At 59.3% G+C, this 20,733-nt stretch carries 20 protein-coding genes; 10 read left to right on the top strand and 10 right to left on the bottom strand.

Annotation, left to right across the window (positions count from 1 at the left end; all coding sequences use genetic code 11):
• Positions 1 to 34 precede the first annotated feature (34 nt).
• The 4 genes from MB824_RS06880 to MB824_RS06865 all read left to right on the top strand — a co-directional run bounded on the left by MB824_RS06880 (position 35) and on the right by MB824_RS06865 (position 6,531).
• Complete coding sequence (locus MB824_RS06880) at positions 35 to 904, top strand: hypothetical protein (protein WP_238747477.1); 870 nt, start codon at positions 35 to 37, stop codon at positions 902 to 904.
• A 154-nt stretch (positions 905 to 1,058) separates the two neighbouring features.
• On the top strand, positions 1,059 to 3,380 hold the full coding sequence (parC, locus tag MB824_RS06875; RefSeq protein WP_238747475.1) for a DNA topoisomerase IV subunit A: 2,322 nt from the start codon (positions 1,059 to 1,061) through the stop codon (positions 3,378 to 3,380).
• A 2-nt stretch (positions 3,381 to 3,382) separates the two neighbouring features.
• Positions 3,383 to 4,990, top strand: a complete 1,608-nt coding sequence (locus tag MB824_RS06870) for a two-component system sensor histidine kinase NtrB (RefSeq protein WP_238747473.1) — start codon at positions 3,383 to 3,385, stop codon at positions 4,988 to 4,990.
• Complete coding sequence (locus MB824_RS06865; RefSeq protein WP_238747471.1) at positions 4,987 to 6,531, top strand: sigma-54-dependent transcriptional regulator; 1,545 nt, start codon at positions 4,987 to 4,989, stop codon at positions 6,529 to 6,531. The genes MB824_RS06870 and MB824_RS06865 overlap by 4 nt, the downstream gene beginning before the upstream one ends.
• Positions 6,532 to 6,716: 185 nt before the next feature.
• Here MB824_RS06865 and MB824_RS06860 read toward each other — a convergent pair whose 3' ends face one another.
• The 5 genes from MB824_RS06860 to upp all read right to left on the bottom strand — a co-directional run bounded on the left by MB824_RS06860 (position 6,717) and on the right by upp (position 10,365).
• Positions 6,717 to 7,511 carry a thymidylate synthase gene (locus MB824_RS06860; RefSeq protein ID WP_238747469.1) on the bottom strand — a complete coding sequence of 265 codons (795 nt, stop codon included), beginning with the start codon at positions 7,509 to 7,511 and terminating at the stop codon, positions 6,717 to 6,719.
• A 55-nt stretch (positions 7,512 to 7,566) separates the two neighbouring features.
• A complete protein-coding gene (gene gshB, locus MB824_RS06855; protein ID WP_238747467.1) occupies positions 7,567 to 8,517 on the bottom strand; it encodes a glutathione synthase in 951 nt (316 codons plus the stop codon).
• Positions 8,518 to 8,572: 55 nt separating this feature from the next.
• Positions 8,573 to 8,899, bottom strand: coding sequence for a DUF2322 family protein (locus tag MB824_RS06850; protein WP_238747465.1), 327 nt, complete (start codon positions 8,897 to 8,899; stop codon positions 8,573 to 8,575).
• Between the two features lie 14 nt (positions 8,900 to 8,913).
• Positions 8,914 to 9,645: a DUF6882 domain-containing protein gene (locus tag MB824_RS06845; RefSeq protein WP_238747463.1), complete on the bottom strand. Its 732-nt coding sequence runs from the start codon at positions 9,643 to 9,645 to the stop codon at positions 8,914 to 8,916.
• A 93-nt stretch (positions 9,646 to 9,738) separates the two neighbouring features.
• Positions 9,739 to 10,365 (bottom strand): uracil phosphoribosyltransferase, encoded by a 627-nt coding sequence (gene upp, locus MB824_RS06840; protein ID WP_238747461.1) that lies wholly within the window; start codon positions 10,363 to 10,365, stop codon positions 9,739 to 9,741.
• 161 nt (positions 10,366 to 10,526) lie between these two features.
• Between upp and MB824_RS06835 the strand changes: the two genes are divergently transcribed.
• From MB824_RS06835 to MB824_RS06825, 3 genes are read left to right on the top strand one after another with little or no spacing between them, the layout of a single operon-like run.
• Positions 10,527 to 11,819 carry a paraquat-inducible protein A gene (locus tag MB824_RS06835; RefSeq protein WP_238747459.1) on the top strand — a complete coding sequence of 431 codons (1,293 nt, stop codon included), beginning with the start codon at positions 10,527 to 10,529 and terminating at the stop codon, positions 11,817 to 11,819.
• Positions 11,820 to 11,840: 21 nt separating this feature from the next.
• A complete protein-coding gene (gene pqiB, locus MB824_RS06830; protein WP_238747457.1) occupies positions 11,841 to 13,529 on the top strand; it encodes an intermembrane transport protein PqiB in 1,689 nt (562 codons plus the stop codon).
• Entirely contained in the window at positions 13,526 to 14,056 is a 531-nt protein-coding gene (locus MB824_RS06825; RefSeq protein ID WP_238747455.1) for a PqiC family protein, read from the top strand. Before pqiB ends, MB824_RS06825 begins: the two co-directional genes overlap by 4 nt.
• A gap of 181 nt (positions 14,057 to 14,237) precedes the next feature.
• Here the strand turns inward: MB824_RS06825 and MB824_RS06820 are convergent, their stop codons facing one another.
• The 3 genes from MB824_RS06820 to ilvB form a co-directional block, all read right to left on the bottom strand.
• Entirely contained in the window at positions 14,238 to 15,122 is an 885-nt protein-coding gene (locus tag MB824_RS06820) for an NAD(P)H-hydrate dehydratase (protein WP_238747453.1), read from the bottom strand.
• A 253-nt stretch (positions 15,123 to 15,375) separates the two neighbouring features.
• Complete coding sequence (ilvN, locus tag MB824_RS06815; RefSeq protein ID WP_238747522.1) at positions 15,376 to 15,867, bottom strand: acetolactate synthase small subunit; 492 nt, start codon at positions 15,865 to 15,867, stop codon at positions 15,376 to 15,378.
• Entirely contained in the window at positions 15,867 to 17,645 is a 1,779-nt protein-coding gene (gene ilvB / locus MB824_RS06810; protein WP_238747451.1) for a biosynthetic-type acetolactate synthase large subunit, read from the bottom strand. The genes ilvN and ilvB overlap by 1 nt, the downstream gene beginning before the upstream one ends.
• A gap of 340 nt (positions 17,646 to 17,985) precedes the next feature.
• Here ilvB and MB824_RS06800 point away from each other — a divergent pair, with 340 nt between their 5' ends.
• The gene (locus tag MB824_RS06800) at positions 17,986 to 18,477 is read left to right on the top strand and encodes a type IV pilin protein (RefSeq protein ID WP_305067912.1); all 492 of its coding nucleotides are present in this window, start codon (positions 17,986 to 17,988) and stop codon (positions 18,475 to 18,477) included.
• Between the two features lie 78 nt (positions 18,478 to 18,555).
• On the top strand, positions 18,556 to 19,035 hold the full coding sequence (locus tag MB824_RS06790; protein ID WP_274070102.1) for a type IV pilin protein: 480 nt from the start codon (positions 18,556 to 18,558) through the stop codon (positions 19,033 to 19,035).
• A gap of 70 nt (positions 19,036 to 19,105) precedes the next feature.
• On the opposite strand, the gene grxD is transcribed toward MB824_RS06790, so the two are convergent.
• A complete protein-coding gene (grxD, locus tag MB824_RS06785) occupies positions 19,106 to 19,420 on the bottom strand; it encodes a Grx4 family monothiol glutaredoxin (protein ID WP_238747449.1) in 315 nt (104 codons plus the stop codon).
• Positions 19,421 to 19,623: 203 nt separating this feature from the next.
• Between grxD and MB824_RS06780 the strand changes: the two genes are divergently transcribed.
• Entirely contained in the window at positions 19,624 to 20,307 is a 684-nt protein-coding gene (locus MB824_RS06780; protein ID WP_238747447.1) for a sulfite exporter TauE/SafE family protein, read from the top strand.
• Between the two features lie 98 nt (positions 20,308 to 20,405).
• Here the strand turns inward: MB824_RS06780 and MB824_RS06775 are convergent.
• Positions 20,406 to 20,733 (bottom strand): ATP-binding cassette domain-containing protein (locus MB824_RS06775; RefSeq protein WP_238747445.1); only part of this gene is annotated, 328 nt, incomplete at its 5' end.

Below are 20,733 nucleotides of genomic sequence, written 5' to 3'. Positions count from 1 at the left end.
AAAACCATCGTTACCCCAAAAATAAGGAAAAACCATGTCTGCCAAACCCAAACAACGGGCAGCCGCCCTTTTCGCAGCAGCAGCGTTTCAGGCTGCCTTTGCCGGAGACATCAGCGATCGGGCGTTTTTCAAAGATTTCCAGCACGAAATCAGAGCTCTGCGTCAAAACCTGCCGATTAAAGAAGCTCTCGGCAACGGCGCACAACTTGAAATAAAGGACGTCAGGCAACAGGGCGGTTTTCTGGTGTTTGACGTATTGCTTGAAAACTACCGTTCCGCCCTGCCCTTTGGCGACCGCTACACTCGGCAGGATCTGCACGATATGTTCCGCGCAAGCGCGAACTACTCGTTCTGCCTGAAAATAAACGAGTCGCGCGAAATCAACCGGCACATCGGCCTGCGCGGCCGCTACGCCCTGCCCGAATGGCACACCACCGTAAGCATCACATTGCCCAAAGGCCACTGCGCGCGGCTTTTGGCAGAAAAAACGCCGCAGCAAATCGAAGCCGACAGCGCCCGCACCGTCTTGACTGTCGTTTACCGCGAAACAAACAAGCAGCTGCCCGTCCCGCACAGCGACGGCTTGGAAATCTACCGCATCGAACTGAAAGACGACGTGCTGCACCGCTACTTCCGCCTGCTGCCGACAGCCGATACCGCACGCTCCCCGCAGCAATGGCAGGATGCCATGTGGCAGAAAATCCGACGCGACATCTGCCGCGCCGGCAAGGGCAAACGGGAACTGGCACAGATCAACAGCTACTTTTCAGCCGTCGATCATCTGGCGCTCCCCAATGAACGGGAAAGTATCGACGTCGGCCTGCCGCAAAAAGCCTGCTCTGACGGTGTAATAGGTGGCGGTGAAGGAAACGATCATTATGGTAAAGCAGCAAAGCAGCCATAACCCAAAAGCAGCCTGAAAGCAGAATCCCGCTTTTCAGGCTGCTTTTTGCCGTCTGCCCCGTCAGGCAGCCTGAAAACGCTGCTGCTGCGGTTTCAGGCTGCCTGCGCCGATATGTTAAAATGCCGCCTTTGCAGTTTTGCCACGGATACCCGCCATGACCGACACCATCCCGCTGCCGCCCGAAGGCGACAGCCTGATTCTCGCCCAATATGCCGAGCGCGCCTATCTCGAATACGCGATGAGCGTGGTCAAGGGGCGGGCGCTGCCCGACGTGGGCGACGGCCAAAAACCGGTGCAACGGCGGATTCTGTTTGCGATGAAAGAGATGGGCTTGGCGGCCAATGCCAAGCCGGTGAAGTCGGCGCGCGTGGTCGGCGAGATTCTCGGCAAATACCATCCGCACGGCGACAGTTCGGCCTATGAAGCGATGGTGCGCATGGCGCAGGACTTCACGCTGCGCTATCCGCTGATCGACGGCATCGGCAACTTCGGCTCGCGCGACGGCGACGGCCCGGCGGCGATGCGCTACACCGAAGCGCGGCTGACGCCGATTGCCGAGTTGCTGCTCTCCGAGCTGCATCAGGGCACGGTGGATTTTGTACCCAATTACGACGGTGCTTTTGAAGAGCCGGTTTCCCTGCCCGCGCGGCTGCCGATGGTGCTGCTCAACGGCGCGTCGGGCATTGCGGTGGGCATGGCGACTGAAATCCCGCCGCACAATCTGGGCGAAGTAACCCAAGCCGCGGTTGCGCTGTTGAAAAAGCCTTATCTGCAAACGGCGGATCTGATGGAATACATTCCCGCGCCCGATTTTGCCGGCGGCGGCCACATCATCACGCCGCACAAGGATTTGCTCGCGCTGTACGAAACCGGCAAGGGCAGCGTACGGGTGCGGGCGCGCTACGAAGTGGAAAAGCTGGCGCGCGGCCAGTGGCGCGTGATTGTCAGCGAGCTGCCGCCCAACACCAACGCCGCCAAAATTCTGGCGGAAATCGAAGAGCAGACCAATCCCAAGCCCAAAGCGGGCAAAAAACAGCTCAACCAAGACCAGCTCAATACCAAAAAGCTGATGCTGGATTTAATCGAGCGCGTGCGCGACGAATCGGACGGCGAACATCCGGTGCGTTTGGTATTCGAGCCCAAATCCAGCCGCATCGAGCCGGAAAATTTCGTCAATACGCTGATGGCGCAAACCGGCCTGGAAGGCAATGTGCCGGTAAATCTGGTGATGATGGGCAACGACAAGCGCCCTGCGCAGAAAAACCTGAAAACCATTTTGCAGGAATGGCTGGACTACCGTGTTGCCACCCTGACCCGCCGTTTGGCGCACCGACTGGCGCAGGTGGAAAAGCGCATCCACATCCTTGAAGGGCGGATGATTGTTTTCCTGCATATCGACGAAGTAATCCGCGTGATCCGCGAGTCGGACGAGCCCAAGCCCGATCTGATGGCGGCTTTCGGTTTGAGCGACGTGCAGGCCGAAGACATTTTGGAAATCCGCCTGCGCCAGCTCGCCCGTCTCGAAGGCTTCAAGCTGGAAAAAGAGTTGAACGATTTGCGCGAAGAACAAGGCAGCCTGAAAAACCTGCTCGCCGACGAGAGCGAAAAGAAAAAGCTGATGGTCAAAGAGATGCAGGCCGACGCCAAGCAGTTTGGCGACGAAAGGCGCACGCTGGTTCAGGCTGCCGAACGCGCCGCGCTCACCCACACCACTGCCGACGAGCCGGTTACCCTGATTCTGTCGCAAAAAGGCTGGATACGCAGTCGCGCCGGCCACGGGCTGGATTTGGCGCAGACCGCGTTTAAAGAAGGCGACGCCCTGCAGCAGGTATTAGAGAGCCGCAGCGTGCAGCCCTTAATCGTGCTCGACACGCTCGGGCGCAGCTATACCGTCGATACCGCCGCCATCCCCGGCGGACGCGGCGACGGCGTGCCGCTGGCGTCCTTAATCGAATTGCAGGCCGGCGCCCGCGTGCTGTGCATTTTGTCGGGGCAGCCTGAAAACCACTATCTGCTGGCCAATTCCGGCGGCTACGGCTTTATCGCCAAGCTCGAAGACATGGCTTCGCGCGTCAAAGCCGGCAAGGTGCTGATGACGCTCGACAAGGGCGAAGAAGTGCTGATGCCGGTGCGCGTGTACCAATCCGCCCTGATCAACCCCGACTGCCGCGTGATCGCCGCCAGCGCCGGCAAACGCCTGCTGGCTTTCCCGCTGGCCGAGATGAAAATCATGGCCAAAGGCCGCGGCCTGCAATTGATGTCGCTGGCCGAAGGCGATACGCTCGCGCTCACCGAAATCACCGACGCCGCCGAATACACCGCCGAAATCGCCGGCAAACGCGGCGGCACCAGCCGCGAGCGCCTGCGCGTGGCCGACATCGACGGCAAACGCGGCCGCAAAGGCAGGCTGTTGGACCTTTCAGGCAGCCTGAAAGGCATCCGCGGCACAGGGCAACCTGAAAACGGAGAAGCATAAGGATGGGCATTAAAATCGAACTGGCCAAACAGCCGAACTGGCAGGAATGGTACGACTACAGCAAGCGGGTTATCGGCCTGCTCAATATCGCCCGCATCGCCATTTTGTTTTCGCTGCTGATTTTCTCCACCATGCTGGTGCACATGAAATCGGTGCATTATGTGCCGCTGCTGCGTAACCAGTATTGGCTGTCGGTATGGTGCATTGCCTACGGCTTTGTGATTATGGTCAGCATCGCCTATCCGAGCTGGCAACACCAGGGCACCAATCTGCCCAACGCCAGCTCGGTAGTGGACATCACCATGATGGCGCTTTTGAGCTTTCTGGCCGGCGGCGTCAGCTCCGGCTTCGGCATCCTGATGCTGCCCTTTCTTGCCGCTGCCTGCCTGCTCAGCTACGGCCGCTATCCCTTTCTCTACGGCACCTATGCCGCGCTGCTAGTGGCGTGCAATACCGCTTTTTCGCTGTGGCCGATGAGCGCCGACATCATTCGCAACAACCTGCCGGTGGTGGCCGGCCAGATTCTGCTGATCGCCGCCTGCTACGCCGTGCCCTATATGACTTCGTTTTCCGCCAGCTATCTGAGCAATGCCGGCGATTCGGTGCTCCAGCACCGCCGCGCCTACGAGCGGCTGCGCGCGCTCAACCAAATCGTGTTCAACCGCGTGCAGGAAGCGGCGCTGGTATTGGATGCCGACAGCAAGCTGTGGTCGTGCAACCGCCAGGCGCTGAAATATTTTCCCAATCTGGTGGTCGGCGGCACGGTGCCCTTTGCCGGCGAGCTGGTGCATCAGTGGATCGGTTCGGGCAAGGCCGGCTTTGAAGTAACCGCCGCACTGGAAGGGCTGCTGATGCACGTGCGCGCGGTGCCGATCGTGCAGAAAAACACCGAGCTGCTGATTCTGTTTATCCGCTCCGACCGCGACCGCCAGGCCGAGGCGCAGAACGTCAAACTTACCTCGCTGGGCATGCTCACCGCCAACCTTGCCCACGAAATCCGCAACCCGCTCTCCGCCATCCGCCAGGCAAACGGCCTGCTCACCGAATCGGCCGAGGGCGATCCCTTAAGCGAAAAACTCACCGGCATCATCGAAAACAACACCGCCCGCATCGACAAAATGATTGAGGAAGTCTCCTCGCTCAACAAACGCGACCGCATCCGCACCGAAAGCATCCGCCTGATTCCTTTTGTCGGCCAGTTTGTGCAGGAGTTTCTGCTGGCGCGCCCCGAGGTGCTCAACGGCTGCCTGACCACCGACATGCCGCCGGAAAAAGTCGAAGTCGCCTTCGATGCCATGCATTTGCAGCAAATTTTATGGAACCTCTGCAACAATGCCTGGCGCCACAGCAGCAAAGGCAAAGAGAGCGTGGTTATCAGCGTCGGCTACCAAGACGAGCGCCACATATCCCTGCGCGTATGGGACGACGGCCCCGGCGTGGCCGTTGAAATGCTGCCCCACCTTTTCGAGCCTTTCCAAACCAACCAGGCGCAAGGCACCGGACTCGGGCTGTATGTTGCCCGCGAGCTGGCGCATGCCAATAAGGGCGATCTGAGCTACCTGCCGCGCGCCAAATCCTTCGAATTGATCCTACCGAGAGTGAAAATATGAGCAAAAACAGCCTGAACCGCCCCGTATTGGTGGTGGACGACGAAGCCGATATCCGCGATTTGATGGAAATGACCCTGATGAAGATGGGGCTCTCCGTCGAGACCGCCGAGGGCGTGAATGCCGCGCGCAAAAAACTCGACCAAAGCAAATACTCGCTGGTACTCACCGATATGCGTATGCCCGACGGCTCCGGCCTCGAAGTGGTCGAATACATCAACGAAAAAGGCTTGGACGTGCCGGTGGCCGTCATCACCGCTTTCGGCAATGCCGACCAAGCGGTGCAGGCGCTGAAAATCGGTGCTTTCGACTACCTGCAAAAGCCCATCACCCTCGCCCAGCTGCGCACACTGGTGAAGTCGGCGATCAAAGTTCAAGACGAAGGCTCAGCCAATCCCGAAACCGCCGCAGACACAGGCAGCCTGAAAGCACGCGAAGTCCAAAGCGAAACGCCCGCCGCTGTTGAAGAGACTGTCCAGCCGGCCAAACCGCGCACCGTGCGCAGCAGCAAACCGGCCGCCGATGTCGGCGGCAGCAACGGCGATCTGCCCCGCCTGCTCGGCTCCTCGCCGCAGATCGAACAGGTGCGCCAGCTGATCCGCAAGCTCGCCGGTGCCAACGTACCGGTGTACATTTCCGGCGAATCCGGTTCCGGTAAAGAGCAGGCTGCCCGCAGCATCCACGAATTGTCCGACCGCCGCGACGGCCCCTTTATTGCCGTCAACTGCGGCGCCATCCCCGAAAACCTGATGGAAAGCGAGTTTTTCGGCTACAAAAAAGGCAGCTTCACCGGCGCCGACCAAGACCGCTTAGGCTTCTTCCAGCACGCCCACGGCGGCACGCTGTTTCTCGACGAAGTGGCCGACCTGCCGCTGGCGATGCAGGTCAAACTCTTGCGCGCCATTCAGGAAAAAGCCGTGCGCCGCATCGGCGATGCGCAGGAAGTGCAAGTAGATGTGCGCATTGTTTCCGCTACCCACAAAAACCTCGCCGCACTTGTCGAATCCGGCCAATTCCGCCAAGACTTGTTCTACCGTCTGAACGTCGTTACCCTCAATATGCCCGCCCTGCGCGACATGCGCGAAGACCTCGAAGGCCTGATTGACCGCCTGCTGCAGCGCCACCACGGCAGCGGCGTCAGCATCAGCCCCGCCGCGCGCAAAGCGCTGCTGCAATACAGCTATCCGGGCAATTTCCGCGAGTTGGAAAACATTTTGGAGCGCGCCGTCGCCCTGGCCGCCGGCAACACCATCGAAGTGGACGATCTTCAGCTTAATGCCGACCCGCTGCTGGCCAAAGCCGAACCCGCCATCAGCAACGGCCACGGCGACGAGCACGCCGCCAGCGAACACCAGATTATCGACGGCCTGCCGGGCTTTCGTTTGGGTTCGACGCAGATTCAAGACTATCTCGACAGCATCGAGCAGCAGATTCTCGAATACGCGCTCAAAATCAGCCAAAACAACCGCACCCAGGCGGCGAAGATGCTCGGCATCAGCTTCCGCTCGATGCGCTACCGGCTCGAGCGGCTCAATATCGAATAAGGTTTTCAGGCTGCCCGCGCTGTGCTGCGGGCAGCCTGAAAACTTGGTGCCGCCCTGAAAAGGCAGCCTGAAAAATATCTGCGCCGCCATCCCGCGCAAACGGTCTGCCCGCGCCGCCGGCAAAAGCAGCCTGAAAGCGGCAAACGGCTTTTCAGGCTGCCTTTTTCAGGTTTCAGGCTGCTTGTTCAGACGGCAACGGCGGCTTTAATGTGCGGATGCGGGTCGTAGCCGCTTAATTCAAAGTCTTCGTATTTGAAGTCGAACAGATTGTCCACCGCCGGATTGAGGGTCATGGTCGGCAGCGGGCGCGGTTCGCGGGTCAGTTGCAGCCTGGCCTGCTCGAAATGGTTGCTGTAGAGATGGGCATCGCCAAGGGTGTGGACGAACTCGCCCGCCTGCAGGCCGCAGACTTGGGCGAGCATCATGGTGAGCAGGGCGTAGCTGGCGATGTTAAACGGCACGCCGAGAAAAATGTCGGCGCTGCGCTGGTAGAGCTGGCAGGAGAGTTTTCCCTCGGCAACGTAAAACTGAAACATGGCGTGGCAGGGCGGCAGCGCCATTTCATCGACCAGCGCGGGATTCCAAGCAGAAACAATCAGACGACGGCTGTCGGGGTTGCGTTTGATTTGCTCGATCAGATTGGCGATTTGGTCGATGCTGCCGCCATCGGGCGTCGGCCAGCTGCGCCACTGGTAGCCGTAAACGGGGCCGAGATCGCCGTTTTCGTCGGCCCATTCGTCCCAGATGGTTACATTGTTGTCGCGCAGGTATTGGATGTTGGTGTCGCCGCGCAGAAACCACAACAGCTCGTGGATGATGGAGCGCAGGTGCAGTTTTTTGGTGGTGAGAAGCGGGAAGCCGTCTTGCAGGTTAAAGCGCATCTGGTAGCCGAACACCGAGCGGGTGCCGGTGCCGGTGCGGTCGGATTTGTCGGTGCCGTGGTCGAGGACGTGGCGCATCAGGTCGAGATATTGTTTCATGGGATAGCGGGGCGGATGGGCTTTCAGGCAGCCTGAAAGCCGGTTTTTCGGGTTTTCAGGCTGCCTGCTCGATGGCTTGGATAAACTGCGCGGCGACGTCGTAGCCTTTTTGCTTGGTGATTTCCTGAAAGCCGGTGGGGCTGGTTACGTTGACTTCGGTGAGATGGCTGCCGATAACGTCCAGGCCGGCGAGCATGATGCCGCGCCGTTTGAGTTCGGGGGCGAGGCTTTCGGCGATTTCGCGGTCGCGTTCGGAGAGCTCCTGCGCTACGCCGCGGCCGCCGGCGGCGAGGTTGCCGCGCGTTTCGCCCTGCTGCGGGATGCGGGCAAGGGCAAAGGGGACGACTTTGCCGTCGATCACCAAAATGCGTTTGTCGCCGTGCACGATTTCGGGCAGGTAGCGCTGCGCCATAATGGTGCGACTTTCCAGCTGCATCAGCATTTCCAGCACGCTGCCGGTGTTGGGGTCGCCTTCGCGCAGCCTGAAAATGCCCATGCCGCCCATGCCGTCGAGCGGTTTGACGATAATGTCGCCGTGCTGGTGCAAAAAGGCGCGGATGTCGGCGGCGCGGGTGGATACCAGCGTGGGGGCGGTAAATTGCGGGAAGTTGAGAATGGCGAGTTTTTCGTTGAAGTCGCGCATCGCCTGGCCGCTGTTGAACACTTTGGCGCCGTGGCTTTCGGCCAGCGTCAAAAGCTGGGTGGCGTAGAGATACTGCATGTCGAAAGGCGGGTCGGTGCGCATAATCACGGCGCCAAAGGCGGTCAGCGCGGTTTCGGCGGCGGGGGCAGCCTGAAACCAGGCGTGGTCGTGATCGTGGCGGGCGCCGATAAATTCAAACTCGGCGGCTTGGGCAAACACCTGTCCGTCTTTTACCGACAGCGCGCTGCTCAGGGTGTGGAACAGGCGGTGGCCGCAGCGGGCGGCTTCGCGCATCATGGCGTAGGTGGTGTCTTTGTAGGTTTTGAAACCGGCCATCGGGTCGGCGATAAACAGGATGTCCATAATCGGCTTTCGGGGAGATAAAGGGGCGGCGGGGTTTTCAGGCTGCCTGCACTATTCAAATAGCCAGCAGCGGCAGCGGTTTGAGCGTGAGTTTCAGGTTGTCGTCGCGCACTTTAAACAGCAGATCGATATTCGGATGCTTGCCGGGATGCTGCTCGGCATCGGCGACATGCTCGGCAAACCAGGCCAGCCCCTGCGCGGCGGCTTTGGCGTTCAGGCAGCCTGAAAAGCGCTCGGAGAGGGCGTTGTAGAGTTTCAGGCTGCCGAGTTTGCCTTCGACGGCGGGAATGTGGTGGACGGTATGGCCGTTTTCATCCAACACTTCCAAGCCGGAAAGGCGGGAAATATCGGGCATTTGGGCGAGGTTTTCTTGAAAGTTCATAGCGGGTTCCTGGGTTAGGCGGTCAATTGGATCAGGCGGCGGGCGCTGTCGAAGGCGGCGGAAAGTTTCAGGCTGCCCTGCTGCGCTTCAAGCAGACTGCCGGCGGCATCGGCGCGCACGGCGGTTTGGTAGCCTTTGGCGCGCAGATAGCATTCGAGCGCGTGAAGCTGGTCGTAAACCGGATAGGCGGCGATCAGTTGGGAAAATACCGAAGCGAGCCGTTTTTGCTCGATGGCGGGATTGGGATGGGCGCCGGGGTCTTGGTTGTAGCCGACGTTCAGCAGCAGGGTGAAGTCGCCCAGATTAAGCGGATGGTAGCCCAGCGCGCCGAACATGCCGACGGCAAACAGGCCGAGGCGGTGCATCTGGTCGCCGCTGTAGGGGTTTTTGTCCATGCAGAAAAACGGCAGCACGAATTTTTCGCCCAGCTGGCGCAGCCGTGCCGACTGCTGGACAAAGGGGCTGTCGCTGCCGACGGTTTGGTTTGCCCAGCCCCACAGCCAGGTGTCGGACGTGTGCGCCAGACTGCCGATCAGCTGCACGCCGTATTCGCTGCCGTCGGCAAAACGCAGCCGGCCGCGGCCCAAATCGACTTCGGCTTCGCCGGCATCGGCGGTTTCTTCGGCAAACTGCTGCTGGCGCTCAAAGCCTAGCGCGGCATATTGTTCGAACCACTGCTCGAAGTTTTCCGGCTTGGCGCTGCGGCCGCCGCCGTCGCTGCCGAACAGCTTGGACAGCCATCCCATAAGGTTTCCTTTTCTGATTGGATTGCAGCGTTTTCAGGCTGCTTTTGGGGTTTCAGGCAGCCTGAAAAGCCGAATATCAAAATATCCTAGCACCTAGCGCGTGCCGAAAATCTTGTCGCCGGCATCGCCCAGGCCGGGAATGATGTAGCCTTTTTCGTTCAGATGGCTGTCGAGCGCGGCGGTATAGATGGCAACGTCCGGATGGGCGGCAGCCACCGCCTGCACGCCTTCGGGCGCGGCCACCAGCACCAGCGCCTTGATGTGGCGGCAGCCTTTTTGTTTCAGAAGATCGATGGTAGCGACCATCGAGCCGCCGGTGGCGAGCATGGGATCGATAATCAGCGCGGGGCGTTGATCCATCTTATCGACCAGTTTTTCAAAATACGGCACCGGCTGCAGGGTGGTTTCGTCGCGCTGCAGGCCGACCACGCTAATTTTGGCGGTGGGAATCAGATCGAGCACACCGTCGAGCATGCCCAAGCCGGCGCGCAGAATCGGCACCACGGTAATCGTTTTGCCTTTGATGCGCTCGCCTTCGATTTCGCCGCACCAGCCCTCAAAACGGTAAGACTCGGTGGCAAAATCGCGGCTGGCTTCATAGGCCATCAGCCGCGAGAGTTCTTTGGCCAGGGTGCGGAATTTGCTGGTGCTGCAGTCGGCGGCGCGCATCAGCGAGAGCTTGTGGCGCACCAGCGGGTGGTCGATGATGTTCAGGGTCATGGCGGCATTGGCTTGAGGACGCTTGAAAACGGCCGGATTCTAACATTTCGCCTGCCCTGCGGCAAAAGGCGCGGGGGCTTTTCAGGCTGCCTGCAGGGGCACTATGGAGCGCCGGCTCGATTCGCTATATACTTTGCACCTTTTCCCCTTTTCTTTCCGCCATGTCCGGCCGCACCTACCGCCCCGCCACCGCCAAACGGCAGCGCTTCTACCTGCCCAACGCCACCCTGCCCGCTCATCAGGCGGACTGCCCGGTGTGCGGCCTGCGGGTGGCGCTGCCGACGCTGTATCAGGGGCAGGAAGCGTCCTGCCCGCGCTGCCACCATCCGCTGGCGCGCATCGAAAGCCGGCCGTATATGATGACGCTGGCCTGCGCGCTGGCCTCGCTGATCGTGCTGCTGTTGGTGTACAGCTTGCCTTTTGTAACGATTGCGATGCCCGGGGTGTATTCGCCGCTGCGGCTGCCTGAAATGCTGTTTACCCTGCTGGGCGGCGACTGGGGTTTTCTCGGCGGCGTGCTGTTTGTGTTTACTTTCGGTGTGCCGCTGTTGTTTGTGCTGCTGTGCCTGTATCTGTATTTTTCGCTGTGGCAGGGCAAAACGCCGCCGGGCATGCTGTGGGCGGCGCGGCTGATTACCCGCCTGCGCCATGCGCTGATGGTGGACGTGTTTTTTATTTCGGTGATGGTGGCCTACATCAAAATCGTAACCGTGGCGCAAGTGGATTTCGGCGCCGCGTTTTGGCTGCTGCCGGTATTGGCGCTGCTCTTGCTGCGCACTTCGCTGGCGGTGTCCGAACACTGGGTGTACCGCCAGATCCGCCGCACCCGCCGGCTGAAAGCCTTTCAGGCTGCCGAAAATACCGTCTGCTGCACCCGCTGTCTGCATTTTCGCCCGCTCTCCGAAGGCTTTTGCGGCGTGTGCGGCACCGAACTCGGATACCGCCGCCCGGGCAGCCTGTCGCTGTCGGCCGCTTTTTTGCTGGCGGCGGCGATTCTTTACCTGCCGGCCAACCTGCTGCCGATTATGATTTCCTCCAACCCGCTCAAAACCGAAATCAGCACCATTATGAGCGGCATCATTTTTATGTGGAACGACGGCGACAAGCTGATTGCCGTCATCATTTTTAGCGCCAGCATCGCGGTGCCGACGCTGAAAATCCTGTCGATGCTGGTACTGCTTTACTGCGCCCGCTTCAAGCCGCTGATGCCGGTGTGGGCGATGTCGCTGCAGTACCGTATCACCGAAGCGGTCGGCCGCTGGTCGATGATCGATGTGTTTGTGATCATTATGATGATGAGCGCTTTTCACACGCCGATCGCCCACGTCAGCCCCGGCCCGGCGTCGGTGTATTTTTGCCTGGTGGTGATACTCACCATGTGCTCGGCCTATTTTTTCGACCCGCGCCTGCTGTGGGACCATGCCGCCGCCGAGCGCCCTTCTTCCGAACCTTGATTTTTTCAGGCTGCCTGAAACATGACTACCCCCGAAACTCCAGCCCCAAAACCCGCGCCGTCGATTGAAGACGCCCGCATCCGCAACAGCCGCACCCTGCGCTCCACCGTGTGGCTGATTCCCCTGCTCGCCGCGCTTACTGGCGTGTGGCTTCTGGTGCAGAACGCCCGCAGCAAAGGCCCCGAAATCACCCTGCTGATGGACAACGCCGAAGGCATCGAAGTCAATACCACTGCCGTTAAGGTGCTGAACGTAGAAGTCGGCCGCGTGGTCAATATCCGCCTGCGCGACGACCAAAGCGGCGTGGAGATCACCGCCCGCATGAATAAAGACGTTGCCCCGCTGATGCGCAAAGACACGCAGTTTTGGGTGGTCAAACCGCGCATCGACCAAAACGGCATCACCGGTCTGGGCACGCTGGTTTCCGGCTCCTACATCGCCTTCACCCCCGGCAAAAGCAACGAAGAAGCCAGCGAGTTCACCGTATCCGACCTACCGCCGGTGGCCGCCATCGGCCAAAGCGGCCTGCGGCTCTTTCTTTCCGGCAAAAACGGCAAAATGGTCAATGTCGGCAGCCCCGTGCTGTATGAAAACCACATCGTCGGCACCGTCGAATCCGCCGATTTCGCCCCCGCCGACCAAACTGTGCGCTACACCGTCTTCATCCACAGCCCCAACGAAAGCCTGCTCTCCGCCGACAGCCGTTTCTGGCTCGACAGCGGCCTGCGCGTGCAAACCGGCGGCGGCGGTTTGAGCATCGACAGCCCGCCGCTCTCCGCCCTGCTCTCCGGTGCCATCTCCTTTTCCACGCCCAGCCACGCCGGCAGTTCCACCCAATCGGTATCCAGCGGCCAGAATTTCAAAATCTACAACAACCGCGCCGAAGTCGAAAACCTGCCCGGCCCGCGCACCCTTTATTACACCGTGTTTTTCCAAGGCTCGGTGCGCGGTTTGGAAAGCGGCGCGCCCGTCGAATACAAAGGACTGCGCATCGGCAGCGTGGCCGCCGTGCCCCATTTTGCCGCCGGCGACAGCCTGAAACTGCTGGAAAACGGCTGGGTTCCGGTGCGCATCCGCATCGACCCCGAACGGCTCGAAGCCGGCGCCGAGCCGCAAAGCCGCGAATACTGGCAGCAGGCTTTTCAGGCTGCCTCCGACCGCGGCCTGGCCGCAACCATCGGCAGCAACAATCTGATTCTGGGTAGCAAAATGATCGAATTGAGCGAAGAGAGCGGCAATCTGCTGCGCCCGCACGCCGAATACGCCGGCGATCCGGTACTCGCCAGCCGCAGCGGCGGCGATTTGCAAGATCAGGTCGGCAAGCTGTTGGCCAAACTCAACGAACTGCCGCTGGAAAAAACCGTTGGCGAGCTGAACGGTAATCTGCGCGAGCTGCGCCAGACCCTGAAAAACGCCCAGCGCATGATGGGCAGCGCCGAAAATACGCTTAATTCCGCCAACCGCCTGATCGGCAGCCCCGCCACCCAGCAGCTGCCGGCCGAGCTCAAGCACACCCTGCAGCAGCTGCGCCAAACCCTCGGCGGTATCTCGCCGCAGTCGCCGCTGTACCAAGACGCCCAGCAAACCCTCGACAGCATCGACCGCACCCTGCGCGACGCCCAGCCGCTGCTCAACACCCTGAAAGAGCAGCCCAACGCCCTGATTTTCAAACGCAGCGCCCAAGACCCCACCCCGAAAGGAAGCCGATGAAACGCCTGCTCCCCCTTGCCGTTGCCCTGCTGCTTGCCGCCTGCGGCAGCACCCCGCCGACGCAGTATTACCAGCTGCCCGACAGCGCTTTCAGGCTGCCTGAAAACCGTGCTGCCACCCGCCACGCCACCGCCGTGCGCGTGCGTCTGGCCGAACCCATCGGCAGCGGCAGCCTGCTTTATCAAACCGACGCCCACCATCTGAACCTTGCCCAAAGCAATCTGTGGGCGGCACCGCTGGCCGACACCCTGGCCGCCGCCTTTGCCAACCGCCTCAACCGCAGCGGCAGTGCCCTGTATCTGCCCGCCAAACTCGCCAACGATAATGCCCCCGTGCTCGACATCCATCTCGACCGCTTTCAGGGCAGCTATCGGGGGCAGACCGAAATCAGCGGCACCGCCCGCCGCCCCGACGGCAGCATCAAGAGCTTCCACGTCCTTACCCCGCAGCAGGGCGATGGCTATCCGGCGATGGTTGACAGCCTCAACCGCGGCTTGGACGGCGCCGCGGAGCAGATTGGCCGTTGAAACCCGTCATAAAAAGCAGCCTGAAAACCGTTTGGCGGTTTTCAGGCTGCTTTGTCTTGGGCGCAAGAGCCGGATAGAGCGGATTTTGGTTTCAGGCTGCTTTTCAGGGTTCAGGCAGCCTGAAAGATCTGGCGCGGCAAACGCTTTTCAGGCTGCTTGGGCGAAATATGGAGAGATGGCATCAGTTTGCCGCCAGCCGGTTGCGCAGCCAGCGGACGGCCAGGGCGATTTCGCCGGCCTGCAGGCCGATGGGGCCGATCTGCTGGCCGGCAAGTATTTCGGCGGCGGCGCCATGCAGCCAAACGGCGGCGGAAACTGCTTCTTCAACCGCAATACCCTGCGCCATCAGGCTACCGATCATGCCGGAAAGGACATCACCGCTGCCGGCCACTGCCAAACCGGCGTTGCCGCTGGGATTAACGTGCAAAAAGCCGCGCGACGACGAAATCACGGTCTGATGGCCTTTAAGCACCACCCACGAACGATAACGGCTGGCCAGCTCGCGCGCCGCCCACGAGCGGTTGGCCTGCACTTGGTTCACACTAATATTGAGCAGGTGTGCGGCTTCGCCCGGATGCGGGGTCAGCACCAAATCGGCGCGTTTGCTCAAGGGGAAAAGCTGCGGGTTTTCAACCAAGATATGCAGAGCATCGGCATCGAGCACCAGCTGGCGGATGCCGCTGTTCCACAGGGCTTGGATCAGGCGCACGGCATTGTCGTCGCGACCGAGGCCGCAGCCGGCCACCCAGGTGTCGATGCCGGGGCGCTTGAGCACTTTGGGCAGGGTGTCGAGAATCAGCTCGGGGCGGACGGGGTCGGCAGCCAGCGGCAAAGCAGCTTGGTTGAAAGCGGCAATCGCTTTGCCGCAGCCGGTGTACAGGGCGGCGGACGCGGCTAGCAGCACCGCGCCGCTCATGCCTTCGGCGCCACCGATCACGGCCAGCGTGCCGAAAGTGCCTTTGTGGCTGTCTTCCGGCCGCGGCTGGCACAGGCCGGGATAATGTTTTTGCGCGTATTCGCGGTAGGCGCGGACGTCGTAATTGGGGGCAATCAGTGAACCGGACATAGTGTTTCCCGTGGTCTGTCTGTGTCTATGGGGTGTTTCAGGCTGCCTAAAAGCAGCCTGAAAACGATTTGGATTCTAGCATGAAGCGCTTGGGTATTAAGTTTGGCAGCGCTCCGGCGGCCGGCGTTTGGTCGCAAGCCATACCGGCAAGATTTTCAGGCTGCCTGAAAGGTGTTCTGCAAGAGGTTTTGCCGCAAAATGCGGGTAAGGTAAAGGCACTGCCGGCCTGCGGCAGTGCCTATTCGGGCAAGGCTCAGATTTTCAGAATCCGCTCGCCGCGGCCGATGCCGGCGGCGCCGGTGCGCACGGTTTCCAAAATCAGGCTTTTGGGCAGCGCTTCCAAGAAGCTGTCGAGTTTGTCGGAAGTACCGGTTACTTCGACGGTATAGATTTTTTCGCTGACATCGACAATCTGGCCGCGGTAGATTTCGGACAGACGGTACAGCTCGTCGCGGTCTTTGCCGACGGCGCGCACTTTTACCAGCATCAGTTCGCGCTCGACGTGGCGGCTGCTGTTCAAATCAACCACTTTCACCACTTCGACCAGCTTGTTGAGCTGCTTGGTAATCTGCTCGATCAGGCCGTCGCCGCCGCGGGTAACGATGGTCATCCGCGATAGGGTGGGATCTTCGGTGGCGGCCACCGAGAGCGAGTCGATGTTGTAGTCGCGTGCGGAAAACAGGCCGACCACGCGGCTCATGGCGCCGGATTCGTTTTCAATCAGAATCGATAAAATGTGTCGCATCATGGCACGCTCCTTTTGTCGTAGGCACGGTCGGTTACTTCGTTCACATCGGAATCTGCCCTGCTCTCGCGCATATGCGGCGGCAGTACCATTTCGCTTAAGCCTTTGCCGTTGCCGACCATCGGGAAGACGTTTTGTTTGGGATCGGTCAAGAAGTCCATGAATACGAAGCGGTCTTTAAGCGCCAGCGCTTCGCGCAGCGCGCCTTCGACATCCTGCGGTTTTTCGATGCGCATGCCGACGTGGCCGTAGGCTTCGGCCAGTTTGACAAAATCGGGTAGCGACTGCAGATAGGTTTCCGATTCGCGGTTGCTGTAATAAAGCTCCTGCCATTGGCGAACCATGCCCAGATAGCCGTTGTTCAGGCAGATGACTTTTACCGGCAGATTGTATTGCAGGCAGGTGCTCATTTCCTGAATGTTCATTTGGATCGAACCTTCGCCGGTAATGCAGCAGACATCGCGGCTGGGGTCGGCCAGATAAGCGCCCATGGCAAACGGCAGGCCGACGCCCATGGTGCCCAAACCGCCAGAATTGAGCCATTGGCGCGGCTCTTCAAAGGGATAGTACTGGGCGGCAAACATCTGGTGCTGGCCGACATCGGAAGTGATTACCGCGCGGTTGCCGGTAAGCTCGGCCAGCGTGCGGATAACCTGCTGCGGCAGGATCACGTTTTCTTTCGGCTCGAAATCCAGGCAGTTGCGGCTGCGCCAGCTCTCAACAGTTTGCCACCATTTTTCCAAAGCGGCGGGATTGAACTGCAATTCCTGCTTGCGCCACAGGCCGGCCATTTCCTGCAAAACCTGTTTGACATCGCCCACAATCGGCACATCGGCTTTTACGCGCTTGGCAATGCTCGAAGGGTCGATATCGATATGGATGATTTTTTTCGGCGTTTCGAGAAACTTGGCCGGCACCGATACCACGCGGTCGTCAAAACGGGCGCCGACGGCCAAAATCACATCGGCATTTTGCATCGCCAGATTGGCTTCATAGGTGCCGTGCATGCCGAGCATGCCAAGAAAACGGCGGTCAGACGAGGGATAAGCGCCCAGCCCCATCAGGGTGGCGGTGCAGGGAATATCCAATAATTGGACAAAATTTGTCAGCTCGGTTGCCGCATTGCCCAAAACCACGCCGCCGCCGAAATAAACCAGCGGGCGTTTGGCCGCAGCAAGCATCTGCACCGCTTTTTTAATCTGGCCGACGTGCCCCTGCACTACCGGCTGGTAAGAGCGGATAAACAAATCTTCCTGCGGATAGCTGAACTTGGCAACCGCCTGGGTTACGTCTTTGGCGATGTCCACCACCACCGGGCCGGGGCGGCCGCTGCGGGCGATTTGGAAAGCCTTTTTAATCGACGGCGCCAAATCGTCGATATTCGTTACCAAGAAATTGTGTTTTACACATGGGCGGGAAATTCCCACCATATCAATCTCTTGGAAAGCATCGCTGCCGATCATCGACGAGCTGACCTGGCCGGAAATCACCACCAGCGGCACCGAATCGGTGTAGGCGGTGGCGATGCCGGTAATCGCATTGGTGGCGCCCGGGCCGGACGTTACCAGCGCCACGCCGACCTTGCCGCTTCGGCGCGCATAAGCATCCGCCGCGTGTACCGCCGCCTGCTCGTGTCGGGTCAGAATGTGTTCGAATTTATGCAGTTGGTAGATGGCGTCGTAGATTTCGAGAACCGCGCCGCCGGGATAACCGAAAACGTACTCGACGCCCTCGGCCTTAAGGCTTTGCACAACGATTTGTGCACCTGATATTTGCATGACAACCTCTTGTATCTGGCGTGGAAATTTAAGACAGGAAAACGCCTTACCAATGCACCTGTAATGCTGTTCGGGCGGGCAGCGGTTTAGGGTACGCGCACCGTCCGAACGGGGTAACCAGCGTTTTGCCGGCCGTAAAAAACGTCGCCGGGGTTTGGAGAAAAAGGGAGGCCAAAGATAGCGCAAAGCCGTGCCGCTGGCAATAGATTCGGTTAAATTCCGTCTGTTTGTGCAAAGGCATCTTCACAAGGTTTTTCAGGCTGCCTGAAAGCAGATCAGGCAATCTGCACGTGAATTGCTTGAAAGGGTCTAATCATTCAAACATTACTCCGCCATACCTATGAAATACCAAGCCCGCACCCAAGGTTTCACACTTATCGAGCTGATGATCGTGATTGTGGTCATCGCCATTTTGGCCGTGATCGCCTACCCCAGTTTCCAACAGTTTATCGAACGCAGCCGCTTGGAAAACGCCCGCTCGCTGATGAACGACAATATTCGTATGATGGAGCAGCATTATGGCAAACACCGTACTTTTTGCGTCGGCGCTACTAATGCCAATAGCGGCAACAATAACGGGGCGTGTGCCAACACGCCTGCTTTGAAAGGCGATCCCGATAGCGGTTATGCCATTTCGCTCCAACAAGCCGAATCCAGCTCCTACCTGATGACTGCGCGCCCGTTAAATGCCAATCCAGACAGGAAAGTTTATCTTGTTTACTCTTCGGTAAGCGGTAATTTCAGCAAATGCACTTTAGCCGGTTTGCAAGATTCACTTAGCTCAAACTCAGGCACATCCATGATGACTGATGACGAATGCGAAGTTTTCTAAACTAATTAGCGAATAACAAAAATTAAATCTTAAGAACATCAAACTGCCGCCATTTCATGCCAACCGAAAGGAAGCAAAATGCAGCAGTTTGTTTTTTCGCGCACAAAAACACAGGGGTTTACGCTTATCGAACTGATGACGGTGATTGCCGTGCTGGCGATACTTGCCGTGATTGCCTATCCCAGCTATCAAAGCTACACCCGCAAAAAACGCCTGCACGAAGCGCAAACCGCGATGTTGGAAAACGTCCGCCATCTTGAGCAGCATTACAGCCAGCATAAAAACTTCAAGAAAAACAGCACCACTTGGGCCGACCTGCCCCACCCGCAAACCGAACATTTCTGCATCCGCTTCCAAGGCAATCCGCGCGGGACCAACAGTGAAAACAGCTATGCGCTCAAAGCCGTGGCATTCGATCGCGAAAGCGAGCCGCGGGTTTTGGTGGTCAGCCACGATTTGAGCACCGTGCTGTGCGAGAGCAGCACTTCCAGTTGCGATGAGCCTGACTTTTTCCGCAACCCCGGCCGCGCCGATACAAACTGCGAAGTTTTCCAGTAAGCCCACGATAAAAAGCAGCCTGAAAACCAAAAAACCGGTTTTCAGGCTGCTTTGTTTTGCCGAGAACGTCTTAGGCTTCGGCGGTGAGCACGTCTTTGAGTTCCCCCGCTTCAAACATCTCCATCATAATATCGGCACCACCAACAAACTCGCCGTTTACATACAGCTGCGGAATGGTCGGCCAATTCGAAAACTCTTTGATGCCCTGGCGCACGGCATCGTTGTCCAGCACATTAACGCTGGCGTAGTCGTCAAAACCCACTTCTTTCAAAATCTGCACGGCGCGGGCGGAAAAGCCGCACTGCGGAAATTTCGGCGTGCCTTTCATAAACAGCACGACGCGGTGGTTGGTAACGACTTCTTTGATTTGTTCCTGAATGCTCATAAAAACCTCTTCGGTAACGGTTGGTGAAAGAAAAACGGCGCATTATAGCCCTACTGTCCTTTCTTTGAAACTGCGATTAACCTTAAAGATTTCTTTGGTATAGCTATCCAATATCCGTTCTCAAAAGCATTTTCAGGCAGCCTGAAAATTTGGTTTTGCCACCGCGGCGGCGTAAAATGCGCGCTTTTTTCCGGTACTTTGCCATGCAGCAAGAAATCACCGTGCTGACGCTGTTTTTGCTCGGCTTTTTCGGCGGCACGCACTGCGCGGGCATGTGCGGCGGCTTGAGCAGCGCCTTTGCCCTGCATCTGCCGCCGCATATCGGGCGGGTGTGGCTGATACTGCTGATGAATCTGGGCAGAATCAGCAGCTACACCCTGATCGGCGCACTGATGGGGGCGCTGTCGCAAGCGGGCATGCTGCTCGATCATACGCGCACGCTGCAGCTTGTGCTGTTTGCTGCCGCCAATCTGCTGCTCCTAATGATGGGACTGTATCTGAGCGGCATTTCCGCTGCCGCCGGCAAAATCGAAACGCTGGGCAAACCGGTTTGGCGGCGGCTCAATCCCCTGCTCAACCGCCTGCTGCCGATACGCTCCGTCCCCGCCTGCTTCGGCATCGGCCTGTTGTGGGGCTGGCTGCCCTGCGGTTTGGTTTACAACGCCTCGCTGTATGCCTTGGGCAGCGGCTCGGCGCTCAAAGGCGCGCTGTATCTGGCCGCTTTCGGTCTCGGCACCCTGCCCAATCTTTTGGCAATGGGCATTTTCGCCAGCTGCCTACAGCGTGTGCTGCAAAACCGCCGTATCCGCCTGGCCGCCGGCCTGCTGGTCTGCGCATGGGCGCTGTGGCAGCTGGCGCTTTTGTGGCGCAACCACTTTTCGGCGTAATTCCGACAAAAAAAAGGCAGCCTGAAAACCCAAACCATCTTTCAGGCTGCCTATTGTTCCGCGCCACCAATGCGCCAGTGTTGGACGGCTTCTCCGGCCTACCACAGGCGGGCGTAGTGGCCGTTTTGCGCGATGAGGCTGGCGTGGTCGCCTTGTTCTACCAACTCGCCGTGGTCGAAGACGAGAATCTGCGCGGCGTGGCGGATGGTAGCGAGGCAGTGGGCAATCATCAGCACGGTTTTGTCCTGCATCAACGCCGCCAACGCGCGCATCAAGAGCGCTTCGTTTTCGGCATCGGCAAAGGCGGTCGCTTCGTCAAGGATGAGGATGGGGCGGTTTTGCAGGATGGCGCGGGCGATGGTGATGCGCTGGCGTTCGCCGCCGGAAAGGGTAGCACCGCGTTCGCTGACCGCGGTTTGGTAGCCG

The organism is Kingella pumchi, assembly GCF_022288825.1.
Classification (GTDB): Bacteria; Pseudomonadota; Gammaproteobacteria; order Burkholderiales; family Neisseriaceae; genus Kingella_D; species Kingella_D pumchi.
The sequence above is the reverse complement of the archived record's forward strand: the minus strand, read 5'-3'. Positions and strand labels throughout refer to the sequence as shown.

Excerpts from the sequence above, each read along its gene's own strand:
- MB824_RS06880 (WP_238747477.1), top strand. The coding sequence starts at position 35 with ATGTCTGCCAAACCCAAACAACGGGCAGCCGCCCTTTTCGCAGCAGCA.
- parC (WP_238747475.1), top strand. The coding sequence starts at position 1,059 with ATGACCGACACCATCCCGCTGCCGCCCGAAGGCGACAGCCTGATTCTC.
- MB824_RS06870 (WP_238747473.1), top strand. The coding sequence starts at position 3,383 with ATGGGCATTAAAATCGAACTGGCCAAACAGCCGAACTGGCAGGAATGG.
- MB824_RS06865 (WP_238747471.1), top strand. The coding sequence starts at position 4,987 with ATGAGCAAAAACAGCCTGAACCGCCCCGTATTGGTGGTGGACGACGAA.
- MB824_RS06860 (WP_238747469.1), bottom strand. The coding sequence starts at position 7,511 with ATGAAACAATATCTCGACCTGATGCGCCACGTCCTCGACCACGGCACC.
- gshB (WP_238747467.1), bottom strand. The coding sequence starts at position 8,517 with ATGGACATCCTGTTTATCGCCGACCCGATGGCCGGTTTCAAAACCTAC.
- MB824_RS06850 (WP_238747465.1), bottom strand. The coding sequence starts at position 8,899 with ATGAACTTTCAAGAAAACCTCGCCCAAATGCCCGATATTTCCCGCCTT.
- MB824_RS06845 (WP_238747463.1), bottom strand. The coding sequence starts at position 9,645 with ATGGGATGGCTGTCCAAGCTGTTCGGCAGCGACGGCGGCGGCCGCAGC.
- upp (WP_238747461.1), bottom strand. The coding sequence starts at position 10,365 with ATGACCCTGAACATCATCGACCACCCGCTGGTGCGCCACAAGCTCTCG.
- MB824_RS06835 (WP_238747459.1), top strand. The coding sequence starts at position 10,527 with ATGTCCGGCCGCACCTACCGCCCCGCCACCGCCAAACGGCAGCGCTTC.
- pqiB (WP_238747457.1), top strand. The coding sequence starts at position 11,841 with ATGACTACCCCCGAAACTCCAGCCCCAAAACCCGCGCCGTCGATTGAA.
- MB824_RS06825 (WP_238747455.1), top strand. The coding sequence starts at position 13,526 with ATGAAACGCCTGCTCCCCCTTGCCGTTGCCCTGCTGCTTGCCGCCTGC.
- MB824_RS06820 (WP_238747453.1), bottom strand. The coding sequence starts at position 15,122 with ATGTCCGGTTCACTGATTGCCCCCAATTACGACGTCCGCGCCTACCGC.
- ilvN (WP_238747522.1), bottom strand. The coding sequence starts at position 15,867 with ATGCGACACATTTTATCGATTCTGATTGAAAACGAATCCGGCGCCATG.
- ilvB (WP_238747451.1), bottom strand. The coding sequence starts at position 17,645 with ATGCAAATATCAGGTGCACAAATCGTTGTGCAAAGCCTTAAGGCCGAG.
- MB824_RS06800 (WP_305067912.1), top strand. The coding sequence starts at position 17,986 with ATGAAATACCAAGCCCGCACCCAAGGTTTCACACTTATCGAGCTGATG.
- MB824_RS06790 (WP_274070102.1), top strand. The coding sequence starts at position 18,556 with ATGCAGCAGTTTGTTTTTTCGCGCACAAAAACACAGGGGTTTACGCTT.
- grxD (WP_238747449.1), bottom strand. The coding sequence starts at position 19,420 with ATGAGCATTCAGGAACAAATCAAAGAAGTCGTTACCAACCACCGCGTC.
- MB824_RS06780 (WP_238747447.1), top strand. The coding sequence starts at position 19,624 with ATGCAGCAAGAAATCACCGTGCTGACGCTGTTTTTGCTCGGCTTTTTC.